Source organism: Streptomyces sp. NPDC018000 (genome assembly GCF_044328025.1).
Taxonomy (GTDB): domain Bacteria; phylum Actinomycetota; class Actinomycetes; order Streptomycetales; family Streptomycetaceae; genus Streptomyces.
In genome coordinates, this window is the sequence record NZ_JBIRGM010000020.1 from 56,698 (window position 1) to 74,538 (window position 17,841).

A 17,841-nucleotide genomic window follows, 5' to 3' on the forward strand; every position below is an offset into this window, starting at 1 on the left:
GCCCTATCGGCCCACGGCCCGCTGCCCGCGCCTGGTGAGCCAGAGCGCTCCGGCCGCACCGGTCAGCAGCACCGTGCCACCGAGCGTGCCGAGCGCCACGGCCGAGTCGAGCGGACCGGTCTTCGGCAGCTGCCCGCCGTTGTCCGGGGTGTTCTGCGTGTTGTCCGGGGTGTTCTTGTCCGGGGTGTTCTGCGCGTTGCCCGCGGCCGTCACATCGAGCTGGAGCGACGGGCCCGGGTTGTTGGAGGGGGTGCAGGTCGTGGTCGTGCCGAGCGCCTTGATGGTCAGCACACCGGCGGTGAAGTCGACCTTGCCGCTCTTCTTCGGGGTGTACGTACCCGACAACTCATTGATTTTGATAGGGGTGTTGGCGGGAATGGCCGCGGAGTTCGGCGCGCCGGAGACCTGCACCTGGCCCGAGTCCGCGCCCCCCACCTTGATGACCGCGCTGGGGTTCATCGCACCCTTGCCCAGTTCGACGGGGCTGGACGAGACGCCCTTCTGGAAGGACATCGTGAGCTTGTAACCGCCGCCGCTCTTGACGCTCTTGATGTCGATGGGAGACACGGCACTCTTCTCCCCGATCGGGGTCTTGCACTTGTAGTCGACGTCCACGACCGTGGCGTGGGCGGCGGGCGCGGCCATCAGCACCACCGTGCCCGCCAGCGCGGACGCCAGCGCGAGAGCTGTTCGCTTCTGGTAGGACACCTTGAGTTCCCCTCATGCCGGAAGTCGCCGCGCGCCGTCTCTCACCGACGCACGTTACTGACGACGTATCAGATCGGGCGCTCAAGGTACGCCTGGGGCCTTGTGGAGGGAAGACAAAGAGCGCGCCGATCCGGCGCGCTCCTCAAAGGTGCACATACGGGGTCATGCGCCCCCCCATGTCGCGGCATCAGTCGCGGCACCGGCGACTACGCGGGGGCGGCAAGCTCCGCCCAGACGGTTTTGCCCGCTCGGCCCGCCACCCGCAGCACGCCCCAGTCCAGGCAGAGCCGCTGCACGATGAACATGCCGTGCCCGCCGGGCCGGCCGGCCCGGTGCGGGTTGCGCGGCGCCGGCAGTCCCACACCGCCGTCGACCACCTCCACCCGCAGCACCTTCGCCGTGCACGCGATACGCAGTTCCTCGGGGCCTTCCGCGTGCAGACAGGCGTTGGTGACCAGTTCGGAGACGACCAGCAGGACATCCTCGGCAGCGGCCCGCCCGTCGGCGCTCGTCGCGGGGAGCCAGCCCCAGTCGTGAAGCGCCTGGCGGGCGAAGTCACGGGCCGTCGGCACGATGCCGCCGACTCCCCGCAGCGACAACGTGCGCCACTGCCGCTCGGCCGGCTCGGGGGAGGCCGCGTCGGCGCCCGCGTCCGCGCCGGCGTCCGCCGGCTCGCGGCCGAGGTCGCCCGGCGGATGCTGCCGGGTGGTGCTCATCAGCGCTTCACCTCACCGATTCACCATGTCGCCATCGAACAGTTACAAGTACAGATACAGAGCGCGCGGGCCGCCCACGACTCCGCCGGGTCTCTCCTGCCCGGCTGAATCGTGACAACACCCGCTTCATCTACGCAGATTGCGTGACACGGGTAACACATGAGGCACCGGGGGGCGCGAAACGCGCCGCGATCACGTGCCCAGGGCCGCTTCGAGGGAGTCGTGGACGGTGAAGACGGCCTCGGCCCCGGTGATCTCGAAGACCCGCGCCACCACCGGCAGCATTCCGGCCAAATGGACCCCTCCCCCGGCCGCCTCCGCCTTGAGGCGGGCACCGAGCAGCACATTGAGCCCGGTGGAATCACAGAATTCGAGTCGCGAACAGTCGACCACCAGGCGTACTCGCCCGTGCTCGACCGCGCTCTCCAGGGGTTCCCGCAGCAGATCCGCCGTGTGGTGATCCAGCTCACCCGCCGGTGTCACGACCTCGCTGCGCCCCTCGGTGCGGGCCTCGACCTGAAGCCGACCCCGATGCGCACTGCCGACCGTCCCGCGGTCCATGCCCGTCCCTCTTCGCCGTCGTCACTGCCTGCGTCACTGCCCGTATCCCAAGCGTGCGCAGATTCGATGTAGCCGTCGCTGACGTTCTTGGAACAGTACGCGTTCCGTGGGCTACGCGACACTCGAAGACCTCAATAAACCGGACATATAGCCACAATTAGAGCTTGTAACTGCCCATCCAAAGCGGGTAAGGGTAATGGGGCACCCAAAACACGGTCGGCCTTGGAGGCGCCGCTTCACCGCAGGAAACACGTATGGGCATCGGCAGCCATATGCCGAGAACGATGGAGGCGATCATGTCACCCCGGCTCGACGGACCGCGTATGCACGACGCGACGTCAGCATGTCCTCAGGGACTGACACAGTCAGACTCCCCTGCCGCGATCTCCGGAGACGGCACGCACAACCGCAGCACCGCCGTGGAGAGCGTCGGCAACCACGGCATCACCGAGGGTCTCCAGGGACTTCCCGAGATCCCGCCCTACGACGAAGTGGGGCCGCTCGACGCCAGAGCCCTTTCGAAGACGCTCTTCGCTCGGCTCGAATCCCTCGAAGAGGGCACCCACGAGTACGCGTACGTCCGCAATACGCTCGTCGAACTGAACCTGGCCCTGGTCAGGTTCGCCGCCTCCCGCTTCCGCTCCCGCAGCGAACCGATGGAGGACATCATCCAGGTCGGCACCATCGGCCTGATCAAGGCGATCGACCGCTTCGAGCTCAGCCGTGGCGTGGAGTTCCCGACGTTCGCGATGCCGACCATCGTCGGCGAGATCAAGCGCTTCTTCCGCGACACCAGTTGGTCCGTGCGCGTACCGCGCCGGCTGCAGGAGCTGCGGCTCGACCTGGCCAGGGCGGGCGACGAGCTGGCCCAGAAGCTGGATCGTTCACCCACCGTGGGCGAGCTCGCCGACCGCCTCGGCATCACCAACGACGAGGTCGTCGAGGGCATGGCCGCGAGCAACGCGTACACCGCGAGCTCGCTGGACGCCAAGCCCGAGGAGGACGAGCACGAGAGCGCGCTGGTGGACCGTATCGGCTACGAGGACCACGGACTCGAAGGCATCGAGTACGTCGAGTCCCTGAAGCCGCTGATCGCCTCGCTGCCGGGCCGCGACCGCACCATCCTCTCGCTCCGGTTCGTCGCCAATATGACGCAGTCGGAGATCGGTGAGGAGCTGGGCATCTCCCAGATGCATGTGTCGCGGCTGCTCTCCCGCACGCTGGTCAAGCTCCGGAAGGGCCTGACGCTGGAGGAGTGAACGGGCGTATCGCGTGCCCGCGGTAACGACCGCATGGCACACCGTGAGCCCCCTTGCGGAAGGACTCGCCCGGCAAACGGCGGGTCCTTCCGCATGTCTGACGACACGTCATGGGTGCCTTGTCACAGGCGCCGGGCCGTGTCGGCCGGTGCTCGGACGACGTGCTCGCCGCGCTGCCAGACCGCGTGGACCAGCGGGACGCCCGGCCGGTAGGCGAGGTGAACATGGCTGGGTGCGTCGAGGAGGACCAGGTCGGCGCGGGCGCCGGGGGCGATGCGGCCGATGTCCGTACGGCGCAGGGCCGCCGCGCCGCCCGCGGTGGCGGACCAGAGGGCCTCGTCCGGGGTCATGCCCATGTCGCGTACGGCGAGGGCGATGCAGAAGGGCATGGAGGACGTGAACGACGAGCCCGGGTTGCAGTCGGTGGAGAGCGCGACGGTGGCGCCCGCGTCGAGGATGCGGCGGGCGTCGGGCCAGGTGGCGCGGGTGGAGAACTCGGCACCGGGGAGCAGGGTGGCGACGGTGTTGCCCTGGGCCAGGGCGTCGACGTCCGCGTCGGTGAGGTGGGTGCAGTGGTCGGCGGACGCGGCGTCGAGTTCGACGGCGAGCTGGACGCCGGGGCCGTGGCTGAGCTGGTTGGCATGGACGCGGGGGTGCAGGCCCTTGGCCCGTCCGGCGGTGAGGATGGCGCGGGCCTGGTCGCCGTCGAAGGCGCCCTTCTCGCAGAAGACGTCGACCCACCGGGCATACGGGGCACAGGCGTCGAGCATCGCTCCGGTGACCAGGTCGACGTAGCCGGCCGGGTCGTCGGCGTAGTCCGGGGAGACGATGTGGGCGCCGAGGTAGGTGACCTCATCGGTGTGCTGAGCAGCGATGCGCAGGGCGCGGGCCTCGTCCTCGACGGTGAGGCCGTAGCCGGACTTGGTCTCGAATGTGGTGGTGCCCTGGCGCAGCGCCTCGCCGAGATAGCGGACGACGTTGGCGGAGAGTTCGTCGTCGGTGGCGGCCCGGGTGGCGGCGACCGTGGTCCTGATGCCGCCCGCGCTGTAGGGGCGGCCGGACATCCGGGCGTTGAACTCCTCGGTGCGGTCGCCCGCGAACAGGAGGTGGGAGTGGGAGTCGACGAAGCCGGGAATCGCCGCCCGGCCGCCCGCGTCGACGGCGTTGTCAGTGGCGGGTGCTTTGCTTGACTCACCGGTCCAGACGACCCGGTCGCCCTCGATGACGACGGCCGCGTCATGGATCAGACCCAGGGGGGAATCCAGGCAGAGGGAGGGGTCGTTGGTGACCAGACTGGCGATGTTGGTGATGGCGGTCGTCGTCATCGGGAGACTGCTCTCCTTGTGTATCGGCTTGCGGGGCGGCCTGTCGGTGGCCGTGCGGGGCGCCGGTCAATGCGCCCCGCACGGCGGTCTCAGGACCGGCGGTCTCAGGGTCGGCGCGCTCAGTGGTGCAGTGCGCCGATGGCCGAGGCGAGCGCTGCGGGGACGTCCTCGACCAGCATGTGCTGCCCGTCGCGGACGATGTGCCGGCCTGCCACGACCGTGTGCCGCACATCAGCTGCGGAGGCGGCGAATACGGCGGCTTCGGCAGCAAGCCGGGTCACCGGCCCCGCTGTTCTGACGGAGTCCAGGGCAACGGTCGCCAGATCGGCGGGTGCACCGGGTTCGATGGTGCCCGCCCGGGGCCGGCCGAGCGCGGCATGTCCGTCGACGGTCGCGGCGCGCAGCAGGGCGGCCGCCGTCCAGTGACCGCGTGCCCGGGTGCGCAGGCGTTCGTTGAGCTCCATCGCCCGGGCCTCTTCGAAGAGGTCGATCACGGCATGGCTGTCGCTGCCGAGGGAGAGCGGCGAGCCGGCGCGCTGGAGGGCGACGGCGGGACCGATTCCGTCGGCGAGGTCGCGTTCCGTGGTGGGGCACATGCAGGTGCCGGTCGCCGAGGAGCCGAGGAGCGCGATGTCCTCGCCGGTGAGATGGGTGTTGTGGATGCCGGTGGTGCGCGGGCCGAGGATCCCGTGGTCGGCGAGGAGCCGGGTGGGCGTGCAGCCGTGGGCGGCGAGGCAGGCTTCGTTCTCCGCGGTCTGTTCGGAGAGGTGGACATGGAGCGGCGCCCGCCGCTCCTCGGCCCAGGCGGCCACGGTGGCGAGCTGCGCGGCGGGGACGGCGCGCACGGAGTGGACGGCCGCACCGATCAGCGCGTGGTCACTGCCCTTGAGGAGGGAGGCGCGTTCGGCCCAGGCGTCCGCGGTGGTGTCGCAGAAGCGCAGCTGATGCTGGTCGGGCTCCTGGTACTGGGTGGGGCGCCGGCCGAATCCGGCGGAGAGATAGGCGGTGTCCAGCAGCGTGATCCGGATACCGGCCTCGCCCGCCGCCGCGATCAGCGCCTCGCCCATCGCGTTCGGGTTGCTGTACGGGGTGCCGCCCGGCGCGTGGTGCAGATAGTGGAATTCTCCGACCGCGGTGATACCGGCCAGGGCCATTTCGGCATACACGGCACGGGCGAGGTCGTAATACGAATCGGGAGTGAGCCGGGAGGCGATCTGGTACATGGTCTCGCGCCACGTCCAGAAGGTGCCGGAGCCGACCTGGACGGTGGAGCGCAGGGCGCGGTGGAAGGCGTGCGAGTGGGTGTTGGCGAGCCCGGGAAGGGTGAGCCCGCGCAGCACGGTGGCGCCCGGCGGCGGGGTGGCGACGCCGGTGCGGACGCCCGCGACGATCCCGCCGGACACGTCCAGGGCGACGCCCGGCTCGACATGGGTGCCGAGCCAGGCGTGGGACAACCAGTACGTCACGGTGACGGGCCTGCCCGTCGGCTCCGTTGTCAGCTGCACGCGAGACCTTCCAGTACATCGGCGAGAGCGATCACCCCGGCCACGCAGTCGTCCTCGGCGGCGTGCTCGGCCGGCGAGTGCGAGATCCCGGTGGGGTTCCGTACGAACAGCATGGCGGCAGGGACCGAAGCGGACAAAATACCCGCGTCGTGTCCGGCGCCGGTGCCGAGGACGGGTACGGCGCGAGCGGCGTCGCCCCGGCCGGTCAGGATCTTGCCGAGCTCGTCGCGCAGGGCGTGCTCGAACTCCACTACGGGCGTGAAGGACTCCCGTACGACATCGAGGTCGATCCCGGCCCGCTCGGCGTATTCCCGGGCGGCCCGCTCGATGCCGCCGACCACGGCGTCGAGGCGGTCCTGGTCGGCGGCGCGGGAGTCGAGCCAGCCGCGGACGAGGGAGGGGATGGCGTTCACTCCGTTCGGCTCGACGCTGATCTTGCCGAAGGTGGCGACGGCTCCGGCGAGCTCCGCCTCGCGCCGGGCGGCCAGCACGGTCTCGGCGTACGTGAGCATCGGGTCGCGCCGGTCGGCCAGCCGGGTGGTGCCCGCATGGTTGGCCTCGCCGCGGAAGTCGAACCTCCAGCGCCCGTGCGGCCAGATCGCGGAGGCGATGCCGACCGGGTCGCCGGTGAGGTCGAGTGCGCGCCCCTGCTCGACATGGAGCTCGACGAACGCACCGATACGGGCGAGCCGTTCGGGGTCGGGGCCGATGGCGTCCGGGTCGTATCCGGCCGCCTCCATGGCCTGCGGCAGGGTGATGCCGTCACCGTCGCGGAGCCGGTGTGCCGCCTCGACGGTCAGCTGTCCGGCGGCGAGCCGGGAGCCCACACAGGCGAGCCCGAAACGGGCCCCCTCCTCGTCGCCGAAGTTGCAGATGGCCAGCGGCCGGGTGAACTCCGCTCCCCTGCGGATCAGTTCGTCGAGCGCGGCGAAGGAGGAGATCACACCGAGCGGCCCGTCGAAGGCGCCGCCGTCCGGTACGGAGTCGAGATGCGATCCGGTGACTACGGCATTCCCCGCGAGGGGGTCGCCGAGCCAGGCCCACTGATTGCCGTTCCGGTCGACCTCGTAGGTGAGCCCGCGCGCCTCGGCCTGCGCCCGGAACCAGGCTCGGCAGTCGGCATCGGCCCCGGTCCAGGCGTAGCGGCGGTAGCCCCCACTGTCCTGATGCCGGCCGACCGGCAGGAGCTCCCGCCACATGGCCTGGAACGACGGTGCGCCGTCCCGGCCCGCACCCCTTTCCCGGGTCACGGTCCCTCCGTCATCGGTACGCGCACGCCCTTGTCCGCGGCAACGGACTCCGCGATGTCGTACCCGGCGTCGACGTGCCGGATGACTCCCATGCCCGGGTCGTTGGTGAGCACCCGGCGGATCTTCTCGCCCGCGAGCTTCGTACCGTCGGCGACGGTCACCTGCCCGGCATGGATCGAGCGCCCCATGCCGACGCCGCCGCCGTGGTGGATGGAGACCCAGGAGGCCCCCGACGCCACATTGACCATGGCGTTCAGCAGCGGCCAGTCCGCGATCGCGTCGGACCCGTCGAGCATGGCCTCGGTCTCCCGGTACGGGGAGGCCACGGAGCCGCAGTCCAGGTGGTCGCGCCCGATCGCCAGCGGAGCGGCCAGTTCACCGCTCGCCACCATGTCGTTGAACCGCTCGCCGGCGCGGTCCCGCTCGCCGTAGCCGAGCCAGCAGATCCGGGCGGGCAGCCCCTGGAAGTGGACGCGCTCACCGGCCATCCTGATCCAGCGGTGCAGGGACTCGTTCTCCGGGAAGAGTTCGAGCATCGCCTTGTCGGTCTTGTGGATGTCGGACGCCTCACCGGACAGCGCCGCCCAGCGGAACGGGCCCTTGCCTTCGCAGAAGAGCGGCCGGATGTAGGCGGGAACGAAGCCCGGGAAGTCGAAGGCCCGTGCATACCCGGCGAGTTGGGCCTCGCCGCGGATCGAGTTGCCGTAGTCGAAGACCTCTGCCCCGGCGTCCATGAAGCCGACCATCGCCTCGACGTGCTTGGCCATCGACTCCCGTGCGCGCTGGGTGAAGTCGGCGGGCTTCTCGGCGGCGTACGAGGCCATGTCGTCGAAGTCGACGCCGAGCGGGAGGTACGAAAGCGGGTCGTGCGCACTGGTCTGGTCGGTGACGATGTCGATCGGGGCCCCCTCGGCAAGCATCCGCGGCAGCAGCTGTGCCGCGTTGCCCAGCAGACCGATGGAGAGCGGCTTGCGGGCGTCCCGGGCCTCGGTGGCCAGCTGGAGCGCGTGCTCCAGGGAGTCGGCGCGCACATCCAGGTAGCGGTGCTCGATCCGGCGCTCGATGGCGCGCGGGTCGCAGTCGATACAGATCGCGACGCCGTCGTTCATGGTCACGGCGAGCGGCTGGGCGCCGCCCATGCCGCCGAGCCCGGCGGTCAGCGTGATCGTGCCGGCCAGCGTCCCGTTGAACTTCTTGGCCGCGACGGCGGCGAACGTCTCGTACGTGCCCTGCAGGATGCCCTGCGTACCGATGTAGATCCACGATCCGGCGGTCATCTGGCCGTACATGGTGAGCCCGAGCGCCTCCAGGCGGCGGAACTCCTCCCAGTTCGCCCAGTCACCCACCAGGTTGGAGTTGGCGATCAGGACCCGCGGCGCCCACTCGTGCGTCTGCATCACGCCGACCGGGCGCCCGGACTGGACGAGCATCGTCTCGTCCTGCTTGAGCGTCCGCAGCGTGCGCACCATCGCGTCGAACGAGCGCCAGTCGCGGGCCGCCTTGCCCGTGCCGCCGTAGACGACGAGCTTGTCGGGGTGCTCGGCGACCTCGGGGTCGAGGTTGTTCTGCAGCATGCGCAGGGCGGCCTCCTGCTGCCATCCCAGGGCGCTCAGTTCGGTACCGCGCGGTGCCCGTACGGGGCGGGGTCCTGACATGGCGATGCCTCCTCACGAATGTACATCTTCTATTCACATCTTGATGGCCTGAATACTCGTAGTCAACAGCCCCGTGCCGATGCCGGGACGCCCCGTGAAGATCCCTTACGCATACACCTGTGGAAAATGCCAGAACCCGCATGCGGGGCGAGCACGTTGCGTAGCCTCGGGGTTACAGCCGTACGCCACGTCGGGAGGGGAGTGCGCATGCCCGGAATCGACGAGTGCCTGCTCGAAGTCATGAGGCTGCCCGGCGCCCGCGGCGCCGCGGTGGTCGACTGGACGAGCGGCCTCGCCCTTGGCGCCATCGGCGAGTCGCCCAACGGCGACCACGAGGCCACCGCCGCGGAGACGGCCGAGGTCGCGAGGATGGCGGCCGAACAGCCGGTCTTCGCGCTGGAGCTCACCGGACCGTCAACCGCCTTATCGGACAAGGCCGTTACGGGTGCACCACTCCCGGTGGAGGACGTCATCGTCACCACCCGCTCCGGGTACCACATCATCCGTTTCGTCGAGACGGCCTTCGACAGCAGCGTCTTCGTCCATCTGTGGCTCGACCGCGCGGAGGGCAATCTGGCCCTCGCCCGGATACGGCTGGGCGAGACCGCCGAGCGGCTGGTCCTGGCATGAGAACCGCCCCGGCCCCGGTCATGGCCCCCTCCCCCATGCTGCAGCGCCTCGCCGCCGAGCGCGCCACCGGCGCCCTGATACGCGACCGCGGCACCCTCTATCTCACCGAGGGGCAGGTGGTGCACGCCGAGAGCCCGGCGACGCCCGGCATAGATGTCCTGCTCACCACGGGCGGCGCCCTGCAGCGCGACGGCTGGTGGGAGGCGGTCGCCAGGGCGGGCGCCGGGCAGCGGGTCGGCCGCTATCTGGTGGACAGCGGGCGGGTACCGGGCGGGGCGCTGGAACTGTGCCACCTGGGCGCGCTGTACGACGCGGCGTTCTTCGCGCTGGCCCCCACCCGGACCCCGGCCCGCTTCCGCTACGGGGTCTCTCATTGGATCGGCCCGGTCCGCCCCGTCCCCGTCGATGCCGTGCAGCGCGAGACGCTCCGGCGACGGGAGCTGCTGGAGCGGATCTGGCCCGACGCGGTGACCGACAGCGCACCGCTCCTGCGGACGCACCGCCCCTTCGACCCACCCGTTCCGCCGGGCCGGCGCCGCGTGCTCGATCTCGTGGACGGGGCGCGCACCGCATCGGACATCGCCCAGGAGCTGGGCAGGCCGGCGTTCCACGTCCTGGTCGACCTGCGCCGCCTCGCCGCAGCCGGACTGGTCGAAGCGGTACGGGAGTTACCGGCCGCGACCGCCCCCGGCCGGATCGCCCTCCCCGAGGTCCTGACCGACCCCGACGTCGCGCTGCTGCGCCGGCTCCGAGACGCATTGGAGGCCTTGTGATACGCCCGCTCAGACAGCGTGCCGGGAGGAGACAGCCGATGGTGCCCGAGGCCGAAGTGCAGGATGTCCTGGCCGAGCTCCAGCGGTTACGGGCCCGGGTCCCGCTCCTCTCCGGTGCCCTGGCGGCCAGCACCGACGGTCTCGTCCTGGCCCATGACACCCCGGGCGTGGAGGCGGAGGGCGTCGCCGCGCTGACCGCGGCCGCGCTCGGCGTCGCGATCCGGATGGCGCAGGCGACCGGCCGGGGCGGCTTCCGTGAACTTCTCGTACGGGGCGAGACCGGCTACATCGCGACGTACGCCGCAGGCTCCTCGGCCGTCCTCACGCTGCTGACCGAGGACCGGATCAACGTCGGCAGGCTCCATCTGGAGGGGCGCCGGGCAGGCGCCCGTATCGGCGAACTGGTCGACACCGCGCTGGAACGCGCCGCACAGCCGGCGCCCCCGGCCCGCACCCCCGAACAGCGCCCCGCACAGCCCGGCCCGCTGCCGCACCGCACGTAACGGCCTCGCCCTCGATCGGCAGCGGCCAACGCATGCCCCGGAAACAACCCACGGATCCGGTCGTCCGGCCGGCCAGGAAAGGAAACGAGCACTCATGACGAACACCGAAGCGTCACTGAAGGAAGCGATGACGTCCATCGAGGGCACCCTCGGTGCCGCCCTCGTCGACTACACCAGCGGAATGGCGCTGGGCACCCTCGGCGGCGGCAAGGACTTCAATCTGGAGGTCGCGGCCGCGGGCAACACCGATGTCGTGCGCGCCAAGCTCCGCACCATGGAGCACCTCGGCCTCCAGGACGAGATCGAGGACATCCTGATCACGCTCGGCACCCAGTACCACCTGATCCGGCTGCTCAGGACCCGCGGCGGCAACGGCCTGTTCCTGTACCTGGTGCTGGACTCGGGCCGCTCCAACCTGGCGATGGCCCGCCACCAGCTGAAGCGGATCGAGGCCGAGCTGGAGGTCTGACCCGGCGGCCTCAGCGGTGACGCCGCGCCCCGCCGGGTGCGGCGTCACCCGCCATCGGCCCGGTCGTCCGATACCCCTTCACCCGCTTGCCCGTGGGCCGTCCGCGCCCCACCCAGTCGGTCCGCACCCAGTACAGGGCGTCGTCCCGGCGCTCGCGCTGCCCGATCCTGACAGCCTTGATCCAGAGCCCGGCCCCCGCGCCCGCGAGCACCATCCCACCGGTCGCGGGCAGCAGGAACGCGCTCGCCACCGCTACGAGGAACGCCCCGAGCAGCCACCACCGGTTCCGGCGTCGCCAGTTGCGTACGGTCACGGCCCGGTCCTGGAGAAAGTCGGACCGCCCGGCGCGGGTGGCGCCCCTGGCCAGTTCCGCGTACCGCCGGCCGCGTACGACCGCGACCAAGGCGGCGACGATCAGGAACAGCGCCGCCCCGGCCAGCAGCCCGATCCGGAGTCCGGTGAGCCCCGGCACAAATGCGCCGAGCGCCGCGGCGAGCAGCCCCAACCACCACAGCGGTGCGGCTCCGGCCCGTACGACCACGGCCACCCTCGCCAACGACTGCGCTCCGCGCCCCACGCCCGTACCTTTCTCCGCAGCTCTTTCCGATCCTTATGGGACCGGAGGTTAATAGCCGCAAATGAGCGATGTCTGAGAATCGTCGAGGCCGGTGCGTCAGCCCTCAGTCCGTGCTCCCCACCAGGCCTTCGCCGCCACCCGTCACTCGACGAACAGCCCCCGCGCCACCGCTCGCGCGTCGAACTCCTCCAACCGCGCCTGCGCATCGGGCAGATCGTCACACATCGCCTCCAGCAGCACCCGGCCCAGCAGCATGGGCGCACAGGCCGTGTCGAAGGCGAGCCCGGTGCCGACGGCGGCCGGGATCAGCAGATCGCTGTATTTGGCGACGGGCGCGAAAGCTGAGTCCGCGACCGCCACCACGGTCAGCCCCTGCTCCTGCGCATACGCGAGGGCGTCCACGACCTCCTTCGGATGCCGGGGCAGCGCAAAGCAGATCAGCGCTGTGGCGCCCGCCCGCCGCGCGGCGTGGATCCGGTCGTGCAGGATGCTGCCGCCCTCGTCGAGCACCCGGACATCGGGATGGACCTTGGCCGCGAAGTACCCGAACCCGCGCGCCTGCGAGGAGGCGGCCCGCAGCCCGAGCACCGGCAGCGGCCGCGAGGCCGCCAGCAGCTTGCCCGCCCGCTCGACGGGTCCGGGGTCGGCGAGCAGCTCGGCCAGATGCCGCAGATTCTCGATCTCACCCAGGACGGCCTGCTGGTACTCGTTGTACGCATCGTCCCCGCACCCCGGCACGGGCTCGGCGGGGGCGACCTCCCGCAGGTGTTTGCGGAGCGCCGGATAGCCGTCGAACCCGAGCGCCACGGCGAACCGGGTGACGGACGGCTGGCTGACCCCGGCGAGCTCGGCCAGCTCCACACTCGACAGAAACGGCACGTCCCCGGCCCTGCGCACCATCGAATGCGCGATGCGCCGCTGAGTGGGTGTGAGCCGACGCCCCTCGAAGAGCTGCTGCAACCGCGCGGCCGGGCTGCTCCCGCTCATGCTGTCCCCTCGGTAGATCCGTCGCGCCACGGTCCGGCGCCGACAAATCCATTCAGCCAGCAAGGCGCCTGCATGTCCATATGCAGCCGTGGCGCCGGCCCGGGCGCCCGCCGCAGCCCATGGGGAACTTCGGCGAGCGCTACGGCTTCGGGATCATCTCGCTGATCATGGCCATCCCGCTGTCGGCGATCGGCGCCGCGGCCGCCGATACCAAGGGCCTGATCGTCGCCTGGCTCGGGATCGTCGCCGTCAACGCCGTGCACACCGCCCGCGACCGGCCCTGGTTCCGGCACCGTTCCGGGCACACGGGGTCCGGCTGGGAGGGCTGAGGGCCGCGGGCCGGTCCCGGTAACACCGGGGTGCTACGCCTGAGGGGTGGGCGGCACGATCAGCCGGTGCCCCGCACATGGATATATCGCGGAGACCGCCGCGCCCCCGGTTTCCCAGGAGGCGGGACGGCGGCGGTCCCCGCGAGGGACACGGTCCGGGTCAGGGCCGTTCACCGCGTCCGGGCGACGGTGGAGGTCCGGGAGCCGCTCCGTAGTCCGTGTCGCCGTATCGGGTGTCAGCGGGTTTCCCCGCCGACACCCATCAATGTGCCGCACTCGTGTTAAGCCGGTGCTGCGCGTATGTGTCGCGCTCGTACCGCTTTCGCCAAGACCGACCGCGCGACCGCTGCACCTCGCCGGCCACCACGGCTTCCCGGCCGCTACGGCTTGCCGGCCCCCGCGTCCTTGGCGAGGAACGCCAGCAGGTCCTGCCTGCTGACCACGCCCTTCGGCCTGCCCTCCACCAGCACGATCGCCGCGTCCGCCGCGTTCGTGCCGCCGAGCACCGCCATCAGGTCCTCGACCGGTTCGCCGGAGCCGACCTGCGGCAGCGGCGGCGACATGTGCTTCTCCAGCGGGTCGCTGAGCGAGGCGCGCTGAGCGAACAGTGCGTTCAGCAGCTCCCGCTCCACTACCGAACCGATGACCTCGGCGGCCATCACGTCCGGGTGGCCCGCGCCCGGCTTCACGATCGGCATCTGCGAGACGCCGTACTCACGCAGGACCTCGATCGCCTCGCCGACGGTCTCCTCGGGGTGCATGTGGACGAGCGTCGGGATCGGGCCGTCCTTGTGGTCGAGTACGTCCCCGACGCGTGCGGACGGACCGGTGTCCTCCAGGAAGCCGTAGTCGGCCATCCACTCGTCGTTGAAGATCTTGCTCAGGTAGCCGCGGCCGCTGTCGGGCAGCAGGACGACGACCACGTCGTCCGGGCCCAGTCGCTTCGCGACCTCCAGGGCGGCGACGACCGCCATGCCGCAGGAGCCGCCGACCAGCAGCCCCTCCTCCTTGGCCAGACGACGGGTCATCTGGAAGGAGTCCTTGTCGGACACGGCGACGATCTCATCCGTGACCGTGCGGTCGTACGCGCTCGGCCAGAAGTCCTCGCCGACGCCCTCGACGAGGTACGGGCGCCCGGAGCCGCCGGAGTAGACCGAGCCCTCCGGGTCCGCGCCGACAACCTTGACCGAGCCGCCGCTGACCTCCTTCAGATAGCGGCCGGTGCCGCTGATCGTGCCGCCCGTGCCGACGCCCGCGACGAAGTGGGTGATCTTCCCCTCCGTCTGCTCCCACAGCTCCGGACCGGTGGTCTCGTAGTGCGAGCGCGGGTTGTTCGGGTTGGAGTACTGGTCGGGCTTCCAGGCTCCCGGTGTCTCGCGGACCAGCCGGTCGGAGACGTTGTAGTACGAGTCGGGGTGCTCGGGGTCAACGGCCGTCGGGCAGACGACGACCTCGGCACCGTAGGCGCGCAGCACATTGATCTTGTCCGTGGAAACCTTGTCCGGGCAGACGAAGATGCACTTGTATCCCTTCTGCTGGGCGACGATCGCCAGGCCGACGCCCGTGTTGCCGCTGGTCGGCTCGACGATCGTGCCGCCGGGCTGCAGCTCGCCGCTCTGTTCGGCGGCCTCGATCATGCGCAGGGCGATGCGGTCCTTGACCGAACCGCCGGGATTGAAGTACTCGACCTTGGCCAGGACCGTCGCCTGGATGCCGGCCGTCACACTGTGCAGCCTCACCAGTGGGGTATTGCCTACGAGACTGATCATCGAATCGTGGAATTGCACCGTGTACTCCGGGGTCTCCGAGATGGTGCGGCAAGCGTATGCGCACGGGCACGGGATTGGGCAAAGCGATTGAGCGGCGGTCACTGCGGGGCAGTTAGCTGTATGTACGGCAGTACGGCAACGAGGAGGTGGACCGGACTGTGTCAAGGGCAAGGGTGGCACGGCGGATCGCAGCGGGCGCGGCCTACGGCGGCGGCAGCATCGGGCTGCTCGGCGCGGCGGCGGTAGGCGTACTGCTGGCGGAGGTCCAGCTGGCGAAGCGGCAGGTGGGCGGCGGTATCGCACCGGTTCCGCCGAGCGCGGACGGGCGGTACGGGGTGGCGTTCGCCGGCCCCGCGGACCCGTTGCGGCTGGGGTTGCTGGGTGATTCGACGGCGGCCGGGCAGGGGGTGCGCCGGGCCGGGCAGACACCGGGGGCGCTGCTCGCATCGGGGCTCGCGGCGGTGTCGGAGAGGCCGGTGGATCTGCGCAATGTGGCGCAGCCGGGCGCCCGGTCCGACGACCTGGAGCGGCAGGTCTCGCTACTGCTCGCCGACACGTCCTGTACGCCGGACGTCTGCGTGATCATGATCGGGGCGAACGATGTGACGCACCGGATTCCCGCCACTCGGTCGGTGCGCTGTCTGACCACCGCCGTGCGCAGGCTGCGTACAGCGGGTGCGGAGGTGGTGGTCGGCACGTGCCCGGATCTCGGCACCATCGAGCCGGTGTACCAGCCGTTGCGCTGGCTGGCCCGGCGGGTGAGCCGGCAGCTGGCTGCGGCCCAGACGATCGGTTCGGTGGAGCAGGGCGGGCGCACGGTGTCGCTGGGCGACCTGCTGGGGCCGGAGTTCGAGGCGAATCCGCGGGAGCTTTTCGGTCCGGACAACTACCACCCGTCGGCGGAGGGATACGCCACGGCGGCGATGGCGGTCCTGCCCACACTCTGTGCGGTGCTGGGGCTGTGGCCGGAGTCCGACCGTCTGGACGGGGCCCGGCGCGAGGACATGCTGCCGGTGGCAGAGGCGGCCTCCCAGGCGGCCATGGAGGCCGGCACGGAGGTCACTGCGGCGCGGGCGCCCTGGGCGCTCCTCAAGCACCGCAGGCGGCGGCGTCTGCCCGCGGCCACGGAGCCCGATCCGCACCCGACGACTCATGGGGAGGCACCCCCGGAGGCACCCCCGGAGGCGCTCGGGGAGCCGCAGGGGGACTCGCACGAGGTGGCACACCACGAGGAAGCGCCCAAGGAGCAGTATGGAGAGTCGCACGGGGAGTCGCACAACCTGCCCGCCAATTGATTGACTGAGCGGTCGCTTAGAAAAGAGGTCGGCGTCACATGTGCTGCCCGGTGACCCAGCATCTACGTACAGGTAACTTCCAAGTCAGCACCTGCCAGAACCCGCCTTCCTGCCCTCATGGAGCCGTGTGATGCCCGAAGCCGTGATCGTTTCTGCTGCCCGTTCCCCCATCGGCCGGGCCTTCAAGGGTTCGCTGAAGGATCTGCGCGCGGACGACCTGACCGCCACGATCATCCAGACCGCGCTGGCCAAGGTGCCCGAGCTGGACCCGAAGGACATCGATGACCTGATGCTCGGCTGCGGCCTCCCCGGCGGCGAGCAGGGCAACAACCTGGGCCGCATCATCGCCGTACAGATGGGGATGGACCACCTTCCCGGCTGTACGATCACCCGCTACTGCTCGTCCTCCCTCCAGACCAGCCGGATGGCGCTGCACGCCATCAAGGCCGGCGAGGGCGATGTCTTCATCTCGGCCGGTGTCGAGATGGTGTCCCGCTTCGTGAAGGGCAACTCCGACAGCCTGCCGGACACGCACAACCCGCTGTTCGCCGACGCCGAGGCCCGTACCGCCGCCCGCGCCGAGCAGGGCGGCGAGGGCTGGCACGACCCGCGCGAGGACGGCCTTGTGCCGGACGCGTACATCGCGATGGGGCAGACCGCGGAGAACCTGGCCCGGCTCAAGGGCGTCACCCGTCAGGACATGGACGAGTTCGGCGTCCGCTCGCAGAACCTCGCCGAGGAAGCCATCAAGAAGGGTTTCTGGGAGCGCGAGATCACCCCGGTCACCACCCCGGACGGCACGGTCGTCTCGAAGGACGACGGCCCACGCGCGGGCGTCACCATGGAGGGCGTGCAGGGCCTGAAGCCGGTGTTCCGCCCCGACGGGCTGGTCACGGCGGGAAACTGCTGCCCGCTCAACGACGGCGCCGCCGCGCTCGTGATCATGTCCGACACCAAGGCGCGCGAGCTGGGCCTGACCCCGCTGGCCCGGATCGTCTCGACCGGCGTCTCCGGCCTCTCCCCCGAGATCATGGGTTACGGACCGGTGGAGGCCAGCAAGCAGGCGCTGAAGCGTGCCGGGCTGACCATCGACGACATCGACCTGGCCGAGATCAACGAGGCGTTCGCCGCCCAGGTGATCCCCTCCTACCGCGACCTCGGCCTGCCGCTGGAGAAGGTCAACGTCAACGGTGGCGCCATCGCCGTCGGCCACCCCTTCGGCATGACCGGCGCCCGGATCACCGGCACGCTGATCAACAGCCTGCAGTTCCACGACAAGCAGTTCGGCCTGGAGACCATGTGCGTGGGCGGCGGCCAGGGCATGGCGATGGTGATCGAGCGGCTGAGCTGAGCTGCAGCGGAGGGTAGGGGTCGCCTGAGGTACGAAGGCGGCACCTGCCCGCAGCGGAAGCGAAGCGAACGCGACCACAAAATCGAGCGGCTGAGCTGAGCTGCAGCGGAGGGTAGGGGTCGCCTGAGGTACGAAGGCGGCACCTGCCCGCAGCGGAAGCGAAGCGAACGCGACCACAC

The 17,841-nt window shown here is 70.6% G+C and carries 18 protein-coding genes; 8 read left to right on the forward strand and 10 right to left on the reverse strand.

All coding sequences use genetic code 11. The features are described from left to right. Nucleotides 1-3 precede the first annotated feature (3 nt). From ACH4EW_RS27425 to ACH4EW_RS27435, 3 genes are all read right to left on the reverse strand, one after another. Nucleotides 4-708, reverse strand: coding sequence for a peptidase (locus tag ACH4EW_RS27425; RefSeq protein WP_398261339.1), 705 nt, complete (start codon nucleotides 706-708; stop codon nucleotides 4-6). A 206-nt stretch (nucleotides 709-914) separates the two neighbouring features. Then, nucleotides 915-1,424, reverse strand: a complete 510-nt coding sequence (locus ACH4EW_RS27430; protein WP_398261341.1) for an ATP-binding protein — start codon at nucleotides 1,422-1,424, stop codon at nucleotides 915-917. A gap of 192 nt (nucleotides 1,425-1,616) precedes the next feature. Continuing rightward, nucleotides 1,617-1,985, reverse strand: coding sequence for an STAS domain-containing protein (locus ACH4EW_RS27435; RefSeq protein WP_398261343.1), 369 nt, complete (start codon nucleotides 1,983-1,985; stop codon nucleotides 1,617-1,619). A gap of 296 nt (nucleotides 1,986-2,281) precedes the next feature. On the opposite strand from ACH4EW_RS27435, the gene ACH4EW_RS27440 reads away from it, so the two are divergent. Further along, nucleotides 2,282-3,244, forward strand: a complete 963-nt coding sequence (locus ACH4EW_RS27440; RefSeq protein WP_398261345.1) for an RNA polymerase sigma factor SigF — start codon at nucleotides 2,282-2,284, stop codon at nucleotides 3,242-3,244. A gap of 122 nt (nucleotides 3,245-3,366) precedes the next feature. Here ACH4EW_RS27440 and hutI read toward each other — a convergent pair whose 3' ends face one another. The 4 genes from hutI to hutU form a co-directional block, all read right to left on the reverse strand. Further along, on the reverse strand, nucleotides 3,367-4,569 hold the full coding sequence (gene hutI / locus ACH4EW_RS27445) for an imidazolonepropionase (RefSeq protein WP_398261347.1): 1,203 nt from the start codon (nucleotides 4,567-4,569) through the stop codon (nucleotides 3,367-3,369). Between the two features lie 119 nt (nucleotides 4,570-4,688). Next, nucleotides 4,689-6,074 (reverse strand): formimidoylglutamate deiminase, encoded by a 1,386-nt coding sequence (locus tag ACH4EW_RS27450; RefSeq protein ID WP_398261350.1) that lies wholly within the window; start codon nucleotides 6,072-6,074, stop codon nucleotides 4,689-4,691. Further along, the gene (locus tag ACH4EW_RS27455) at nucleotides 6,065-7,273 is read right to left on the reverse strand and encodes an allantoate amidohydrolase (protein ID WP_398261398.1); all 1,209 of its coding nucleotides are present in this window, start codon (nucleotides 7,271-7,273) and stop codon (nucleotides 6,065-6,067) included. The genes ACH4EW_RS27450 and ACH4EW_RS27455 overlap by 10 nt, the downstream gene beginning before the upstream one ends. Nucleotides 7,274-7,320: 47 nt before the next feature. Further along, the gene (gene hutU, locus ACH4EW_RS27460; RefSeq protein WP_398261352.1) at nucleotides 7,321-8,979 is read right to left on the reverse strand and encodes a urocanate hydratase; all 1,659 of its coding nucleotides are present in this window, start codon (nucleotides 8,977-8,979) and stop codon (nucleotides 7,321-7,323) included. A 207-nt stretch (nucleotides 8,980-9,186) separates the two neighbouring features. Here hutU and ACH4EW_RS27465 point away from each other — a divergent pair, with 207 nt between their 5' ends. The 4 genes from ACH4EW_RS27465 to ACH4EW_RS27480 all read left to right on the forward strand — a co-directional run bounded on the left by ACH4EW_RS27465 (nucleotide 9,187) and on the right by ACH4EW_RS27480 (nucleotide 11,354). Next, a complete protein-coding gene (locus tag ACH4EW_RS27465; RefSeq protein ID WP_398261354.1) occupies nucleotides 9,187-9,609 on the forward strand; it encodes a hypothetical protein in 423 nt (140 codons plus the stop codon). Next, nucleotides 9,606-10,382, forward strand: a complete 777-nt coding sequence (locus ACH4EW_RS27470) for a winged helix-turn-helix domain-containing protein (protein WP_398261356.1) — start codon at nucleotides 9,606-9,608, stop codon at nucleotides 10,380-10,382. The genes ACH4EW_RS27465 and ACH4EW_RS27470 overlap by 4 nt, the downstream gene beginning before the upstream one ends. Nucleotides 10,383-10,420: 38 nt before the next feature. Next, a complete protein-coding gene (locus ACH4EW_RS27475; RefSeq protein WP_398261358.1) occupies nucleotides 10,421-10,885 on the forward strand; it encodes a roadblock/LC7 domain-containing protein in 465 nt (154 codons plus the stop codon). 94 nt (nucleotides 10,886-10,979) lie between these two features. After that, a complete protein-coding gene (locus tag ACH4EW_RS27480; RefSeq protein ID WP_398261360.1) occupies nucleotides 10,980-11,354 on the forward strand; it encodes a hypothetical protein in 375 nt (124 codons plus the stop codon). Nucleotides 11,355-11,364: 10 nt separating this feature from the next. On the opposite strand, the gene ACH4EW_RS27485 is transcribed toward ACH4EW_RS27480, so the two are convergent. After that, nucleotides 11,365-11,901: a hypothetical protein gene (locus ACH4EW_RS27485; protein ID WP_398261400.1), complete on the reverse strand. Its 537-nt coding sequence runs from the start codon at nucleotides 11,899-11,901 to the stop codon at nucleotides 11,365-11,367. Between the two features lie 171 nt (nucleotides 11,902-12,072). Continuing rightward, complete coding sequence (locus tag ACH4EW_RS27490) at nucleotides 12,073-12,918, reverse strand: MurR/RpiR family transcriptional regulator (protein ID WP_398261362.1); 846 nt, start codon at nucleotides 12,916-12,918, stop codon at nucleotides 12,073-12,075. A gap of 119 nt (nucleotides 12,919-13,037) precedes the next feature. On the opposite strand from ACH4EW_RS27490, the gene ACH4EW_RS27495 reads away from it, so the two are divergent. Further along, entirely contained in the window at nucleotides 13,038-13,247 is a 210-nt protein-coding gene (locus tag ACH4EW_RS27495; RefSeq protein ID WP_398261364.1) for a hypothetical protein, read from the forward strand. A gap of 380 nt (nucleotides 13,248-13,627) precedes the next feature. On the opposite strand, the gene ACH4EW_RS27500 is transcribed toward ACH4EW_RS27495, so the two are convergent. After that, nucleotides 13,628-15,034: a cystathionine beta-synthase gene (locus ACH4EW_RS27500; RefSeq protein WP_398261366.1), complete on the reverse strand. Its 1,407-nt coding sequence runs from the start codon at nucleotides 15,032-15,034 to the stop codon at nucleotides 13,628-13,630. Between the two features lie 155 nt (nucleotides 15,035-15,189). Between ACH4EW_RS27500 and ACH4EW_RS27505 the strand changes: the two genes are divergently transcribed. Next, the gene (locus ACH4EW_RS27505) at nucleotides 15,190-16,311 is read left to right on the forward strand and encodes an SGNH/GDSL hydrolase family protein (protein ID WP_398261402.1); all 1,122 of its coding nucleotides are present in this window, start codon (nucleotides 15,190-15,192) and stop codon (nucleotides 16,309-16,311) included. A 130-nt stretch (nucleotides 16,312-16,441) separates the two neighbouring features. Further along, nucleotides 16,442-17,662 (forward strand): acetyl-CoA C-acetyltransferase, encoded by a 1,221-nt coding sequence (locus ACH4EW_RS27510; protein ID WP_398261368.1) that lies wholly within the window; start codon nucleotides 16,442-16,444, stop codon nucleotides 17,660-17,662. The last annotated feature ends 179 nt before the right edge of the window (nucleotides 17,663-17,841 follow it).

Excerpts from the sequence above, each read along its gene's own strand:
- ACH4EW_RS27430 (WP_398261341.1), bottom strand. The coding sequence starts at position 1,424 with ATGAGCACCACCCGGCAGCATCCGCCGGGCGACCTCGGCCGCGAGCCG.
- ACH4EW_RS27435 (WP_398261343.1), bottom strand. The coding sequence starts at position 1,985 with ATGGACCGCGGGACGGTCGGCAGTGCGCATCGGGGTCGGCTTCAGGTC.
- ACH4EW_RS27440 (WP_398261345.1), top strand. The coding sequence starts at position 2,282 with ATGTCACCCCGGCTCGACGGACCGCGTATGCACGACGCGACGTCAGCA.
- hutI (WP_398261347.1), bottom strand. The coding sequence starts at position 4,569 with ATGACGACGACCGCCATCACCAACATCGCCAGTCTGGTCACCAACGAC.
- ACH4EW_RS27455 (WP_398261398.1), bottom strand. The coding sequence starts at position 7,273 with ATGTGGCGGGAGCTCCTGCCGGTCGGCCGGCATCAGGACAGTGGGGGC.
- hutU (WP_398261352.1), bottom strand. The coding sequence starts at position 8,979 with ATGTCAGGACCCCGCCCCGTACGGGCACCGCGCGGTACCGAACTGAGC.
- ACH4EW_RS27465 (WP_398261354.1), top strand. The coding sequence starts at position 9,187 with ATGCCCGGAATCGACGAGTGCCTGCTCGAAGTCATGAGGCTGCCCGGC.
- ACH4EW_RS27470 (WP_398261356.1), top strand. The coding sequence starts at position 9,606 with ATGAGAACCGCCCCGGCCCCGGTCATGGCCCCCTCCCCCATGCTGCAG.
- ACH4EW_RS27475 (WP_398261358.1), top strand. The coding sequence starts at position 10,421 with ATGGTGCCCGAGGCCGAAGTGCAGGATGTCCTGGCCGAGCTCCAGCGG.
- ACH4EW_RS27480 (WP_398261360.1), top strand. The coding sequence starts at position 10,980 with ATGACGAACACCGAAGCGTCACTGAAGGAAGCGATGACGTCCATCGAG.
- ACH4EW_RS27490 (WP_398261362.1), bottom strand. The coding sequence starts at position 12,918 with ATGAGCGGGAGCAGCCCGGCCGCGCGGTTGCAGCAGCTCTTCGAGGGG.
- ACH4EW_RS27495 (WP_398261364.1), top strand. The coding sequence starts at position 13,038 with ATGGGGAACTTCGGCGAGCGCTACGGCTTCGGGATCATCTCGCTGATC.
- ACH4EW_RS27510 (WP_398261368.1), top strand. The coding sequence starts at position 16,442 with ATGCCCGAAGCCGTGATCGTTTCTGCTGCCCGTTCCCCCATCGGCCGG.